Raw genomic sequence first — 14,449 nt, forward strand, 5'->3', positions numbered from 1 at the left:
AGTCGAACAATGAACAGGATTTTCTCCACCCTCGGTTTTTCGCTATGGATAGCGCTGCTTTCACCGATGGTTCAAGCGGCCAACCTGAAGACGCTGGATGTTGCCGCGCTGCCGGGTGATCGCGTCGAGCTGAAGCTGTCGTTCGACGGCCCGCCGCCGCAGCCCAAGGGTTACACCACCGACTCGCCGGCGCGCATCGCCCTCGACCTGCCGGGAGTAGCCAGCCAGCTCGCGACCAAGACTCGCGACCTCGGTAGCGGCAATGCGCGCTCTGCCACGGTGGTCGAGGCCAATGACCGCACCCGGTTGATCATCAATCTGACGCAACTGGCGCCGTATGACGCCCGGGTGGAGGGCAACACGCTGTTCGTGGTGGTCGGGCAAGGCACCAAGGCCACCGCGCCGCGACCTGCCGCCAAGACACCGCGCTCCACGCCGGTGGCAGCGCCGGCGCGGACTTACGCACCCGTCGCCAGGGCCATTCGTGGTGTGGACTTCCAGCGCGGCACGGCGGGTGAGGGCAATGTCGTCATCGACCTGTCCGACCCGACCATCGCGCCGGACATCCAGGAACACGACGGCAAAATCATCCTCAACTTTGCCCGCACCCAATTGCCAGAGCCATTGCGGGTGCGTCTCGACGTCAAGGATTTCGCCACCCCGGTGCAGTTCGTCAATGCCGGCGTCAGTGGGGATCGGGCGACCATTACCGTTGAGCCCGGCGGCACGTTCGACTATTCCACTTACCAGACCGACAACAAGCTGACCGTGAGCATCCGGCCGCTGACGATCGACGACCTGCAAAAACGCAATGCCGACCGCAACAGCTACAGCGGCGAGAAACTGTCCCTCAACTTTCAGGACATCGACGTGCGTTCGGTGCTGCAACTGATCGCCGACTTCACCAACCTCAATCTGGTAGCCAGCGATACGGTACAGGGCGGGATCACCTTGCGCCTGCAAAACGTGCCGTGGGATCAGGCGCTGGATCTGGTGCTCAAGACCAAGGGGCTGGACAAGCGCAAGGTCGGCAATGTGTTGCTGGTGGCGCCGGCCGATGAAATCGCCGCCCGCGAACGGCAGGAACTGGAATCGCAAAAACAGATCGCCGAACTGGCGCCGCTGCGCCGCGAGCTGCTGCAAGTGAACTACGCCAAGGCGGCGGACATCGCCAAGCTGTTCCAGTCGGTCACCAGTGCCGAGGCCAAGGTCGACGAACGGGGTTCGATCACCGTCGATGAGCGCACCAACAACATCATTGCCTACCAGACCCAGGATCGCCTCGATGAACTGCGGCGGATCGTGGCGCAGCTGGATATTCCGGTGCGTCAGGTGATGATTGAGGCGCGGATCGTCGAGGCCAACGTCGATTACGACAAGAGCCTAGGTGTGCGCTGGGGCGGGTCGATCCAGAACAAGGGCAACTGGAACACTTCCGGGGTCAGCAACGGTTCGTCGACCACCATCGGCACGCCGGGGAGCACCAGCACCAACTCGCCGTTCGTCGACATGGGCACGGTCAACAACACGTCCGGGATCGGCATTGCGTTCATCACCGACAACGTCTTGCTGGACCTTGAGTTGACGGCGATGGAAAAGACCGGCAACGGCGAAATCGTCTCGCAGCCCAAGGTGGTCACCTCGGACAAAGAGACCGCGAAGATCCTCAAGGGCACCGAGATTCCGTATCAGGAAGCCAGCTCCAGCGGCGCTACGTCGGTGTCGTTCAAGGAGGCCTCGCTGTCGCTGGAGGTCACGCCGCAGATCACCCCGGACAACCGCATCATCATGGAGGTCAAGGTCACCAAGGACGAACCGGACTACCTGAACAAAGTGCAGGATGTACCACCGATCAAGAAAAACGAGGTCAACGCCAAGGTGCTGGTGAATGACGGCGAGACCATCGTGATTGGCGGGGTTTTCTCAAATACTCAAAGCAAGGTCGTAGATAAGGTGCCATTTCTTGGCGATGTGCCGTATCTTGGCCGCCTTTTCCGGCGTGATGTGGTTTCGGAGAAAAAATCCGAGCTGCTGGTATTCCTCACTCCGCGTATCATGAATAACCAGGCGATTGCTGTGAGTCGTTGATTCTGTGCGAAATTTGATTCTTGTAGGACCGATGGGGGCTGGAAAAAGCACCATCGGCCGATTACTGGCCAAAGAGCTGCGCCTGCCGTTCAAGGATTCCGACAAGGAAATTGAGCTGCGTACGGGCGCCAATATCCCGTGGATCTTCGACAAGGAAGGCGAGCCCGGTTTTCGTGATCGTGAGCAGGCGATGATCGCCGAGCTGTGCGCGTTCGACGGCGTGGTGCTGGCGACGGGCGGCGGCGCGGTGATGCGTGACGCCAATCGCAAGGCCCTGCACGAGGGCGGGCGGGTGGTGTATCTGCACGCCTCCGTCGAACAGCAGGTCGGCCGCACCTCCCGCGACCGCAATCGCCCGCTGTTGCGCACGGCCAATCCCGAGAAAACCCTGCGCGACCTGCTGGCGATTCGTGATCCGCTGTATCGGGAAATCGCCGATCTGGTGGTGGAAACCGACGAGCGGCCGCCACGCATGGTGGTGCTCGACATTCTTGACCGCCTGGCGCAACTTCCGCCCCGTTAAAGCGCCGCCCGAAATGCGCTATCCTCGGCGTCCTGTCGAGGGTTGTGGCGGATCGCACGCAAGCGGCGTCACATCACTCAAGACCGGGGACATCCGATAATTCAAGGCAGGACGCCTGCTTCCATCTTCACTGTGGGGACACATGCAGACACTCAAGGTCGATCTAGGCGAGCGCAGCTACCCGATTCATATTGGCGAAGGCCTGTTGGATCAGCCTGAACTGCTGGCTCCGCATATCCATGGGCGGCAGGTGGCAATCATCTCCAACGAGACCGTTGCGCCGCTCTATCTCGAGCGTCTGACCCGCAGCCTGGCGCAGTACTCGGTAATTTCCGTGGTGCTGCCAGACGGCGAAGCCTTCAAGAACTGGGAAACCCTGCAACTGATCTTCGACGGCCTGCTGACCGCCCGTCATGACCGTCGCACCACGGTGATCGCTCTCGGTGGCGGTGTGATCGGCGACATGGCCGGTTTTGCAGCCGCCTGCTACCAGCGCGGCGTCGATTTCATCCAGATTCCTACCACGCTGCTGTCCCAGGTCGATTCGTCGGTGGGCGGCAAGACCGGCATCAACCATCCGCTGGGCAAGAACATGGTCGGCGCCTTCTACCAGCCGAACGTGGTGCTGATCGATACGGCCTCCCTGAAAACCCTGCCAGCGCGTGAACTGTCGGCCGGTCTGGCGGAAGTCATCAAGTACGGCCTGATCTGCGACGAGCCGTTCCTGACCTGGCTCGAAGACAACGTCGACGCCCTGCGTGCACTGGATCAGAAAGCCCTGACCTATGCCATCGAGCGTTCCTGCGCCGCCAAGGCGGCGGTAGTCGGTGCCGATGAGAAAGAAACCGGTGTGCGCGCCACGCTCAATCTTGGCCACACCTTTGGCCACGCCATCGAGACCCACATGGGCTATGGTGTCTGGTTGCACGGTGAAGCGGTCGCTGCTGGCACGGTAATGGCGATGGACATGTCCGCGCGCCTTGGCTGGATCAGCGAGCAGGAGCGTGATCGCGGCATCCGACTGTTCCAGCGGGCCGGTCTGCCGGTGATTCCGCCGGAAGAGATGACCGAGGCCGATTTTCTCGAACACATGGCAATTGACAAAAAAGTGATCGACGGTCGTTTGCGCCTGGTGCTGCTGCGCCGGATGGGCGAAGCGGTGGTGACCGACGATTATCCGAAAGAGGTTCTACAGGCCACGCTGGGAGCGGATTACCGCGCTCTGGCTCAGCTTAAAGGTTAATAAGATTCCGATGACTAGTTTGCATGCCGACGAGGCGTTCCTCGGCCATTTCCAGTTAAGTCACGACCCTTTCGCACCACGGGTCCCGGGCTTCAAATTCTTCCCGGCCCAGCGCAAACCGGTGCTGGGTCAACTGCACCACCTGGCGCGTTACAGCCAGTTGCTGCTGGTGGTCACCGGCCCTCAGGGCAGCGGCAAGACGTTGCTGCGCCAGGCTTTGGTGGCCAGCACCAACAAGCAGTCGGTTCAAAGTGTTGTCGTCTCCGCTCGTGGCGCCGGCGATGCGGCCGGTGTGCTGCGTCAGGTTGCTCAGGGGCTGGATGTCGCCCGGGCCGAGGTCGGGGCGATCCTCGATCAGGTCGTACAGCTGGCGCTGACTGGTCAGGAGGTCTATCTGCTGGTGGATGACGCCGAGCAGCTCGACGAATCCGCGCTCGAAGCCCTGATGGCTTTGGGAGCCGGCGCGCCGGAAGGCCGTCCGCACGTGTTCCTGTTCGGTGAGTCGTCGCTGATTGCACAGCTTGAGGCGCTGCACCTTGAGGAAGAGCGTTTCCACGTCATCGAATTGCAGCCGTACACCGAAGAAGAAACCCGCGAATATCTCGACCAGCGGCTCGAAGGCGCCGGCCGGGGCGTCGAACTTTTCACCGCGGATCAGATCTCTGATATTCACGAAAGCTCCGAGGGTTGGCCCGGCAACATCAACCAGGTCGCTCGCGATGCACTGATCGAAGTCATGATTGCCAGCCGCTCTGCGGTGAAGCGTCCAAGTATGGGGTTCAACATGCCGAAGAAACACGTATTGGCGATTTCCGCCGTTGTCGTGGTGGCGGTCGCTGCCGCCTGGCTGATGCCCGGTCGCAACAAGGCGCCGACCACCGGCGCACCGGCCAATGAACAGGCACAACTGCCACTGGGTCAGGGTGGTGCGCCGAACGTGGAGTTCGCCGGTAACACCCAGCCGATGCCCTTGCCGCTGGTCGGCAATTCGCAGCCGGTCATGCGCAAGCCCTTGGCCGAAGCGGCCGGCGGGATCACCGAAGGTGACGACGGTGTGCCGCTGGAAGGTTCCAGCAATACGCCGCCAACCGTGACCACTTCTGCGCCGCCGGTCGGTGTGCCGGCCGGTCCTGTACCGACGCCGGTTCCGGTCCCTGTCCCTGCGGCCAAACCGACACCGGCTCCGACCCAGGTGGCTACCGCCAAGCCAGCACCTGCTCCGGTGGCCAAGCCGGCCCCGGCGCCTGCCAAGCCTGTGGCAGCGGCCAAACCGGCCGAGAAAGCCGCCGAGAAGCCGGTTGCCGTCGCCAAAGCCGCCGGCGGTAGCTGGTATGCAGGTCAAGCACCGGGCAACTACGTGGTGCAGATCCTCGGCACCAGCTCTGAAGCCGCCGCGCAAAACTTCGTCAAGGAGCAGGGCGGCGAGTACCGCTATTTCAAGAAAGTCCTCAACGGCAAGCCGCTCTACGTGATCACCTATGGCAGCTTCGCCAATCGTGATGCGGCCGTTTCTGCCATCAAGGCCTTGCCAGCGAAGGTTCAGGCTGGTAAACCTTGGCCTCGCACTGTCGCCAGCGTCCAACAGGAACTGGCAACAACTCGCTGAAGATTCGGCGGCCTTACCCAGGCCGCCTCTCCAAGCACCTCAAAATTTCTACAAGTGCGCGCCGCCCTTACGGGCCGCGTGCCTTGTGGTGTCTGCGTCACAGTAGTCTTTGAGTCGTTGCGGTCAAAATTAAAAAAGTTTTGACTAGCACAGCAGATCGTTTTAAACCTTTCACAAATGCGACATGGATTTGCGACATTTCGTCGTCAAATTTGTGAGCCTCTGTGTCGCTGTGTACAATGACCACCCTTTTGCCCCCGCAAAGCCGGCGTACGTTCAGCGCTAGGTGCAAGTGGTTGAATTGAAAAGAAATTTGCCTCGAAAAGAGGCAGCCTGGTGAGAAAGTGTCTATGAAAGCAGGTCTGTACCAACCAGATGAATTCAAGGATAACTGCGGTTTCGGCCTGATAGCCCATATGCAGGGCGAACCCAGTCATACCCTTTTGCAAACGGCCATCGAGGCCCTGACCTGCATGACCCACCGCGGTGGGATTAATGCCGACGGCAAGACCGGTGACGGTTGCGGTCTGCTGATTCAAAAACCCGACGCCTTCCTGCGTGCCATTGCCCAGGAAGCCTTCAGCGTCGAGCTGCCCAAGCAATACGCCGTGGGCATGGTCTTCTTCAATCAGGATCCGGCCAAGGCCGAAGCCGCTCGCGAGAACATGAACCGCGAGATCCTGGCCGAAGGCCTGCAACTGATCGGCTGGCGCAAAGTACCGATCGACACCAGCGTCCTCGGCCGCCTCGCCCTTGAGCGCCTGCCGCAGATCGAGCAGGTGTACATCGGTGGCGAAGGCCTGAGCGATCAGGACATGGCGGTCAAGCTGTTCAGCGCCCGTCGTCGTTCGTCGGTGGCCAACGCCGCCGACACCGACCACTACATCTGCAGCTTTTCCCACAAGACCATCATCTATAAAGGCCTGATGATGCCGGCCGATCTGGCCGCTTTCTATCCGGACCTGGGTGACCAGCGCCTGCAAACCGCAATTTGCGTGTTCCACCAGCGCTTTTCCACCAACACCTTGCCGAAATGGCCGCTGGCCCAGCCATTCCGCTTCCTCGCCCACAACGGCGAGATCAACACCATCACCGGCAACCGCAACTGGGCTCAGGCCCGTCGCACCAAGTTCACCAACGATCTGATGGATCTGGAAGAACTCGGCCCGCTCGTGAACCGCGTTGGCTCCGACTCTTCGAGCATGGACAACATGCTCGAACTGATGGTCACCGGCGGCATCGACCTGTTCCGTGGCGTGCGGATGATCATCCCGCCTGCGTGGCAGAACGTCGAAACCATGGACCCGGATCTGCGTGCGTTCTACGAGTACAACTCGATGCACATGGAACCGTGGGACGGCCCGGCCGGCGTTGTGATGACCGACGGTCGCTACGCGGTGTGCCTGCTCGACCGTAACGGTCTGCGCCCGGCGCGCTGGGTTACCACCACCAACGGTTTCATCACTGTCGCTTCGGAAATCGGCGTCTGGAACTACCAGCCGCAGGACGTGATCGCCAAGGGCCGCGTCGGTCCTGGCCAGATCCTCGCCGTGGACACCGAGACCGGTCAGATCCTCGACACCGACGCGATCGACAACCGTCTCAAATCCCGTCATCCGTACAAGCAATGGCTGCGCAAGAATGCCCTGCGCATCCAGGCGACCATGGAAGACAACGATCACGGTTCGGCTTTCTACGACGTCGATCAGCTCAAGCAATACATGAAGATGTATCAGGTCACGTTCGAAGAGCGTGATCAGGTACTGCGTCCGCTCGGCGAGCAAGGCTACGAAGCCGTCGGCTCGATGGGCGACGACACGCCGATGGCCGTGCTGTCCCAGCGCGTGCGCACGCCGTACGACTATTTCCGTCAGCAGTTCGCGCAGGTGACCAATCCGCCGATCGACCCGCTGCGTGAAGCGATCGTGATGTCGCTGGAAATCTGTCTCGGTGCCGAGCGCAACATCTTCCAGGAATCGCCGGAACACGCGTCGCGCGTAATCCTCAGCTCGCCGGTGATTTCCCCGGCCAAGTGGCGCTCGCTGATGAACCTCGACCGCCCGGGTTTCGAGCGGCAGATCATCGACCTCAACTACGACGAAAGCGTCGGCCTCGAAGCGGCGATCCGCAATGTGGCCGATCAGGCTGAAGAAGCCGTGCGTGCCGGTCGTACCCAGATTGTCCTGAGCGACCGCCATATCGCGCCGGGCAAACTGCCGATCCACGCCTCGATGGCCACCGGCGCGGTACACCACCGTCTGACCGAAAAAGGCTTGCGCTGCGACTCCAACATCCTGGTGGAAACCGCCACCGCGCGCGATCCGCATCACTTTGCGGTGCTGATCGGTTTCGGCGCCTCGGCGGTGTATCCGTTCCTGGCCTACGAAGTGCTGGGCGACCTGATCCGCACCGGTGAAGTGCTGGGCGACCTCTACGAGGTGTTCAAGAACTACCGCAAAGGCATCACCAAAGGCCTGCTGAAGATCCTGTCGAAGATGGGCATCTCGACCATCGCCTCGTATCGCGGTGCGCAGCTGTTCGAAGCCATCGGTCTGTCCGAAGAAGTCTGCAACCTGAGCTTCCGTGGCGTGCCGAGCCGCATCAAAGGGGCGCGTTTTGTCGACATCGAAGCCGAACAGAAGGCACTGGCCACCGAAGCCTGGAGTCCGCGCAAGCCGATCCAGCAGGGCGGTCTGCTGAAGTTCGTCCACGGTGGCGAATATCACGCGTACAACCCGGACGTGGTCAACACCCTGCAAGCCGCCGTGCAGCAGGGCGACTACGCCAAATTCAAGGAATACACCTCACTGGTGGACAACCGTCCGGTGTCGATGATTCGCGACCTGTTCAAGGTCAAGACCCTCGACACGCCGCTGGACATCAGTGAAGTCGAGCCGCTGGAATCGGTGCTCAAGCGCTTCGACTCCGCCGGTATCTCGCTGGGCGCCCTGTCGCCGGAAGCGCACGAAGCCCTGGCCGAAGCCATGAACCGCCTCGGTGCGCGTTCCAACTCCGGCGAAGGCGGCGAAGACCCGGCGCGCTACGGCACCATCAAGAGTTCGAAAATCAAGCAGGTCGCGACCGGCCGTTTCGGGGTGACCCCGGAATACCTGGTCAATGCCGAAGTGCTGCAGATCAAGGTCGCCCAAGGCGCCAAGCCGGGCGAGGGCGGACAACTGCCGGGCGGCAAAGTGAACGGGCTGATCGCCAAGCTGCGTTACGCAGTACCGGGCGTGACCCTGATTTCGCCACCGCCGCACCACGACATCTATTCCATCGAAGACTTGTCGCAGTTGATCTTCGACCTGAAACAGGTCAACCCGAAGGCGCTGGTTTCGGTGAAGCTCGTGGCTGAAGCAGGCGTCGGCACCATCGCCGCCGGTGTGGCCAAGGCCTATGCGGACTTGATCACCATCTCCGGCTACGACGGTGGCACCGGTGCTTCGCCGCTGACCTCGATCAAATACGCTGGCGCACCGTGGGAACTCGGCCTGGCCGAAACCCACCAGACCCTGCGTGGCAACGACCTGCGCGGCAAGGTTCGGGTGCAGACCGACGGCGGCCTGAAAACCGGCCTCGACGTGATCAAGGCAGCGATCCTCGGCGCCGAAAGCTTCGGCTTCGGTACTGCGCCGATGATCGCGCTGGGCTGCAAATACCTGCGTATCTGCCACCTGAACAACTGCGCCACCGGCGTCGCGACCCAGAACGAGAAGCTGCGCAAGGATCACTACATCGGTACCGTCGACATGGTGGTGAATTTCTTCACCTACGTCGCCGAAGAAACCCGTGAGTGGCTGGCCAAGCTGGGCGTGCGTTCCCTCGAAGAGCTGATCGGCCGCACCGATCTGCTGGAAGTCCTCGAAGGCCAGACCGCCAAGCAGCATCACCTGGATCTGACCCCGCTGCTGGGCAGCGATCACATCCCGGCGGACAAGCCTCAGTTCTGCGGCGTCGAGCGCAACCCGCCGTTCGACCAGGGCCTGTTGGCCGAGAAAATGGTCGAGATGGCGACATCGGCGATCAACGACCTCAGCGGCGCCGAGTTCGACCTGGACATCTGCAACTGCGACCGTTCGATCGGCGCGCGGATCTCCGGCGAAATCGCGCGCAAGCATGGCAACCAGGGCATGGCCAAGGCGCCGATCACCTTCCGCTTTAAAGGCACTGCAGGTCAGAGCTTCGGCGTGTGGAACGCCGGCGGTCTGAACCTGTACCTGGAAGGCGATGCCAACGACTACGTCGGCAAAGGCATGACCGGCGGCAAACTGGTCATCGTGCCGCCGAAGGGCAGCGTTTATCAGACTCAGAACAGCGCCATCATCGGCAACACCTGCCTGTACGGCGCCACCGGCGGCAAGCTGTTCGCCGCCGGCACCGCAGGCGAGCGTTTCGCCGTGCGCAACTCCGGTGCCCACACGGTCGTGGAAGGCACCGGCGATCACTGCTGCGAGTACATGACCGGTGGTTTTGTCTGCGTCCTGGGCAAGACCGGTTACAACTTCGGCTCTGGCATGACCGGCGGTTTCGCCTACGTGCTCGACCAGGACAACACCTTCGTTGACCGGGTCAACCACGAACTGGTGGAAATCCAGCGGATCAGCGGCGAGGCGATGGAAGCCTATCGCAGCCACCTGCAGAACGTGCTGAACGAGTACGTCGCGGAAACCGACAGCGAGTGGGGTCGTGAGCTCGCCGAGAACCTCGATGACTACTTGCGTCGTTTCTGGCTGGTCAAGCCGAAGGCTGCCAACCTGAAATCGTTGCTTTCCAGCACCCGTGCCAACCCGCAGTGATATGCGCCTGAAGAGTTTGATGAGGTTTTAACAATGGCTGAACGTCTGAATAACGACTTCCAGTTCATCGATGTCGGGCGCAAGGATCCGAAGAAGAAACTGTTGCGTCAACGCAAGAAAGAGTTCGTGGAAATCTACGAACCGTTCAAACCCCAGCAGTCGGCCGACCAGGCCCACCGCTGCCTGGGTTGCGGCAACCCGTATTGCGAATGGAAGTGCCCGGTGCACAACTTCATTCCGAACTGGCTGAAGCTGGTGGCCGAGGGCAACATCCTCCAGGCCGCCGAGCTGTCGCACCAAACCAACACCCTGCCGGAAGTCTGCGGCCGGGTGTGCCCGCAGGATCGTCTGTGCGAGGGGGCCTGCACCCTCAACGACGGCTTCGGTGCGGTGACCATCGGTTCGGTCGAGAAGTACATCACCGACACCGCATTCGCCATGGGCTGGCGCCCGGACATGTCCAAGGTCAAACCGACCGGCAAGCGTGTCGCGATCATCGGTGCAGGCCCGGCGGGCCTCGGTTGTGCCGATGTGCTGGTGCGCGGTGGCGTGACCCCGGTGGTGTTCGACAAGAACCCGGAAATCGGCGGTCTGCTGACCTTCGGCATCCCCGAGTTCAAGCTCGAGAAGACCGTGCTGAGCAATCGCCGCGAAGTCTTCACCGGCATGGGCATCGAGTTCCGCCTCAACACCGAGGTCGGCAAGGACGTGACCATGGAGCAACTGCTCGCCGAATACGATGCCGTGTTCATGGGCATGGGCACCTACACCTACATGAAGGGCGGTTTTGCCGGTGAGGACCTGCCGGGCGTTTATGACGCGCTGGATTTCCTGATCGCCAACGTCAACCGCAACCTGGGCTTTGAAAAGTCGCCGGAAGATTTCGTCGACATGAAAGGCAAGAAGGTCGTGGTGCTGGGCGGTGGCGACACGGCGATGGACTGCAACCGCACGTCGATCCGCCAGGGCGCCAAGTCGGTGACCTGCGCCTATCGTCGTGACGAAGCGAACATGCCCGGCTCGCGCAAAGAGGTGAAAAACGCCAAGGAAGAAGGCGTGAAGTTCCTCTATAACCGCCAGCCGATCGCCATCGTTGGTGAAGACAGGGTCGAAGGCGTGAAAGTGGTCGAGACCCGTCTCGGCGAACCGGACGCCCGTGGCCGTCGCAGCCCCGAGCCGATCCCGGGCTCCGAAGAGATCATCCCGGCCGACGCCGTGGTCATCGCCTTCGGCTTCCGCCCGAGCCCGGCGCCGTGGTTCGAACAGTTCGAAATCCAGACCGACAGCCAGGGCCGCGTCGTTGCGCCCGAGCAAGGTCAGTACAAGCACCAGACCAGCAACCCGAAAATCTTCGCCGGTGGCGACATGGTGCGCGGTTCCGACCTGGTGGTGACGGCGATCTTCGAAGGCCGCAATGCGGCGGAAGGGATCCTGGATTACCTGGGCGTCTAACCGCGATCCCGAGCTGAAATGCAGTAAACCTGTGGGAGCGGGCTTGCTCGCGAAGAGGGAGTGTCAGTCGACAGATTTGTTGTCTGACACACCGAATTCGCGAGCAAGCCCGCTCCCACATTCGTTTCAGGGTGTTGCTGATAGCGCATTTCCAGCGCGACAAATTGACCCGATAGACAAAAGGCTGACCTGCATCCGTGCCTTTTGCGTCGCGCTCTGAGAAAATGCCCGCACTTTTTTTCCGGATGCCGACATGACTGCCCTGAAGAACGACCGTTTCCTCCGCGCCCTGCTCAAGCAACCCGTAGACGTCACCCCTGTGTGGATGATGCGCCAGGCCGGCCGCTACCTGCCGGAATACCGCGCCAGTCGTGCCCAGGCCGGTGATTTCATGAGCCTGTGCATGAATCCGGAATTCGCCTGCGAAGTCACGCTGCAACCCCTCGACCGCTATCCGCAACTGGACGCGGCGATCCTGTTCTCCGACATCCTCACCATTCCCGATGCCATGGGCCAGGGCCTGTACTTCGAGACCGGTGAAGGTCCGCGCTTCAAGAAAGTCGTCAGCACCCTGGCCGACATCGAAGCCCTGCCGATCCCGGATCCGCACAAAGACCTCGGTTACGTGATGGACGCGGTCAGCACCATCCGCCGCGAACTGAACGGTCGTGTGCCGCTGATCGGTTTCTCCGGCAGCCCTTGGACCCTCGCCACGTACATGGTCGAAGGCGGCTCGTCGAAAGACTTCCGCAAGACCAAGGCGATGCTCTACGACAACCCGCAAGCCATGCACCTGCTGCTGGACAAGCTGGCGCAGTCGGTGACCTCGTACCTCAATGGCCAGATCAAGGCCGGCGCGCAAGCGGTGCAGATCTTCGATACCTGGGGCGGCAACCTGTCGGCGGCGGCGTACCAAGAGTTCTCCCTGGCCTACATGAAGAAAATCGTCAGCGGCCTGATCCGCGAGCACGACGGTCGCAAGGTGCCGGTGATCCTCTTCACCAAGAACGGCGGCCTGTGGCTGGAAAGCATCGCCGACGCCGGCGCTGACGCACTGGGCCTGGACTGGACCTGCGACATCGGCAACGCCCGCGCTCGCGTCGGCGACAAGGTCGCCCTGCAAGGCAACATGGACCCGACCGTGCTGTACGCCAAGCCTGAAGCGATCCGCACCGAAGTCGGGCGCATCCTCGCCAGCTACGGCAAAGGCAGCGGCCACGTGTTCAACCTCGGCCACGGCATCACGCCGGAAGTCGATCCGGAACACGCCGGCGCGTTCCTGCGCGCGGTGCACGAGTTGTCGGCGCAGTATCACGAGTGATCGGCGCTCAGCTCTAATGTTAGAAAACAAAAACGCCCGGCTTATGCCGGGCGTTTTTTGTGGGCGTGAATCAAGCTTTGACGCCACCCAGCGGCGGCAGCTTCGCCAGCTTCAACGCCACCAACAGCGCCACCAGCAGCAACGCGCCGATAAACAGGCCGATCCCGTTCCATCCCGCCATGTGCCAGAACACCCCGCCTGCCGTCCCGGCGATGCTCGACCCGGCGTAATAGCTGAACAGGTACAGCGACGACGCCTGGCCCTTGGCCTTGAGCGCCCGACGGCCGATCCAGCTGCTGGCCACCGAGTGCGCGGCGAAGAAACCGAAAGTGAAGATCAGCATGCCGATGATCACCAGTGGCAGCGGCGTGAACATGGTCAGGGCGAGGCCGGCGAACATCAGGGCGATGGTGGCCCACAGCACTTTCCGGCGACCCAGTCTGTCGGCCAGCGAACCGATTTTGGCCGAGCTGTAGATACCCGACAGGTAGACCACCGACAACAGCCCCACAAACACTTGATCCATGTGGTACGGCTCGGCGAGCAGGCGATATCCGATGTAGTTGAACAGCGTGACGAACGCGCCCATCAGCACGAACGCCTCAAGGAACAGCAGCGGCAGGCCGGCATCACGAAAGTGCATGGTGAAACCATCGAGCAGGCTGCGTGGATGCAGCGAGCGGGAGCGGAAGTTGCGCGACTCCGGCAGGATTTTCCAGAACACCGCCGCCGCGATCAGCGCCAGACCGCCGATCACCAGCATCGCCGTGTGCCAGCTGACGAAGTCGATCAGTACGCCGGTGATCAACCGCCCGCTCATGCCGCCAATCGCGTTGCCGCCGATATACAGGCCCATCGCCAGACCGATGTGTTGCGGATGGATTTCCTCGCTCAGGTAAGTCATTGCGACCGCCGCCAGACCGCTCAATGACAGCCCGATCAGCGCACGCATGATCAGCACACCGTGCCAGCTCGGCATTATCGAACTGGCGATGGTGCACAGGGCTGCAGCAAACAGCGCGGCGACCATCACCGGTTTACGCCCGACCCGATCGGAAATCGGACCAGTGATCAGCAGACCGAACGCCAGCATGCCGGTGGCCACCGACAGGATCAGGCTGCTCTGCGCCGCGTTGATCGAATATTCGTGAGACAGCAGCGGCATCATCGGCTGCACGCAGTACAGCAGGGCGAACGTCGCGAAGCCGCCGCTGAACAGCGCGAGTACCGTGCGCATGAACGCGGGCGTGCCTTTCTCGATGTAGATCTCTTGCAGTTCGGTCAGCACATCGTCCGCCGCAGCGGGCGGGACTTCATGGGCCAGTGGAGCGACGGCGGTTTTCACATCAGACCTCGGAGGGCGCGGGCAGGCAGGCAATGAAAAAATCATATAGCTGGCTAATGTTTCTATCCAATATAT

Annotated in this window: 8 protein-coding genes; 7 read left to right on the top strand and 1 reads right to left on the bottom strand. The window is 61.6% G+C overall.

The annotated features are described in order from the left end of the window. The first annotated feature begins 9 nt into the window (after window positions 1-9). From pilQ to hemE, 7 genes are all read left to right on the top strand, one after another. The gene (pilQ, locus tag ACSPX5_RS25850) at window positions 10-2,088 is read left to right on the top strand and encodes a type IV pilus secretin PilQ (RefSeq protein WP_169428508.1); all 2,079 of its coding nucleotides are present in this window, start codon (window positions 10-12) and stop codon (window positions 2,086-2,088) included. Window positions 2,089-2,092: 4 nt separating this feature from the next. Beyond that, window positions 2,093-2,611, top strand: a complete 519-nt coding sequence (gene aroK / locus ACSPX5_RS25855; protein WP_011332081.1) for a shikimate kinase AroK — start codon at window positions 2,093-2,095, stop codon at window positions 2,609-2,611. Window positions 2,612-2,753: 142 nt separating this feature from the next. Then, window positions 2,754-3,854, top strand: a complete 1,101-nt coding sequence (aroB, locus tag ACSPX5_RS25860) for a 3-dehydroquinate synthase (protein ID WP_439820511.1) — start codon at window positions 2,754-2,756, stop codon at window positions 3,852-3,854. A 10-nt stretch (window positions 3,855-3,864) separates the two neighbouring features. Beyond that, window positions 3,865-5,460, top strand: a complete 1,596-nt coding sequence (locus tag ACSPX5_RS25865; protein ID WP_439820512.1) for an AAA family ATPase — start codon at window positions 3,865-3,867, stop codon at window positions 5,458-5,460. A gap of 350 nt (window positions 5,461-5,810) precedes the next feature. Beyond that, on the top strand, window positions 5,811-10,256 hold the full coding sequence (gene gltB / locus ACSPX5_RS25870; protein ID WP_169428511.1) for a glutamate synthase large subunit: 4,446 nt from the start codon (window positions 5,811-5,813) through the stop codon (window positions 10,254-10,256). 33 nt (window positions 10,257-10,289) lie between these two features. After that, window positions 10,290-11,708 carry an FAD-dependent oxidoreductase gene (locus ACSPX5_RS25875; protein WP_169428512.1) on the top strand — a complete coding sequence of 473 codons (1,419 nt, stop codon included), beginning with the start codon at window positions 10,290-10,292 and terminating at the stop codon, window positions 11,706-11,708. 253 nt (window positions 11,709-11,961) lie between these two features. Then, window positions 11,962-13,029 carry a uroporphyrinogen decarboxylase gene (gene hemE, locus ACSPX5_RS25880; RefSeq protein WP_169428513.1) on the top strand — a complete coding sequence of 356 codons (1,068 nt, stop codon included), beginning with the start codon at window positions 11,962-11,964 and terminating at the stop codon, window positions 13,027-13,029. Window positions 13,030-13,099: 70 nt separating this feature from the next. Here the strand turns inward: hemE and ACSPX5_RS25885 are convergent, their stop codons facing one another. Further along, complete coding sequence (locus ACSPX5_RS25885) at window positions 13,100-14,374, bottom strand: MFS transporter (RefSeq protein WP_439820513.1); 1,275 nt, start codon at window positions 14,372-14,374, stop codon at window positions 13,100-13,102. Window positions 14,375-14,449 lie beyond the last annotated feature (75 nt).

The sequence above is a fragment of the Pseudomonas sp. HLG18 genome (assembly GCF_051903985.1).
Taxonomy (GTDB): domain Bacteria; phylum Pseudomonadota; class Gammaproteobacteria; order Pseudomonadales; family Pseudomonadaceae; genus Aquipseudomonas; species Aquipseudomonas fluorescens_BT.

Coding starts and splice junctions, on each gene's coding strand:
- pilQ (WP_169428508.1), top strand. CDS start 10: ATGAACAGGATTTTCTCCACCCTCGGTTTTTCGCTATGGATAGCGCTG.
- aroB (WP_439820511.1), top strand. CDS start 2,754: ATGCAGACACTCAAGGTCGATCTAGGCGAGCGCAGCTACCCGATTCAT.
- ACSPX5_RS25865 (WP_439820512.1), top strand. CDS start 3,865: ATGACTAGTTTGCATGCCGACGAGGCGTTCCTCGGCCATTTCCAGTTA.
- gltB (WP_169428511.1), top strand. CDS start 5,811: ATGAAAGCAGGTCTGTACCAACCAGATGAATTCAAGGATAACTGCGGT.
- ACSPX5_RS25875 (WP_169428512.1), top strand. CDS start 10,290: ATGGCTGAACGTCTGAATAACGACTTCCAGTTCATCGATGTCGGGCGC.
- hemE (WP_169428513.1), top strand. CDS start 11,962: ATGACTGCCCTGAAGAACGACCGTTTCCTCCGCGCCCTGCTCAAGCAA.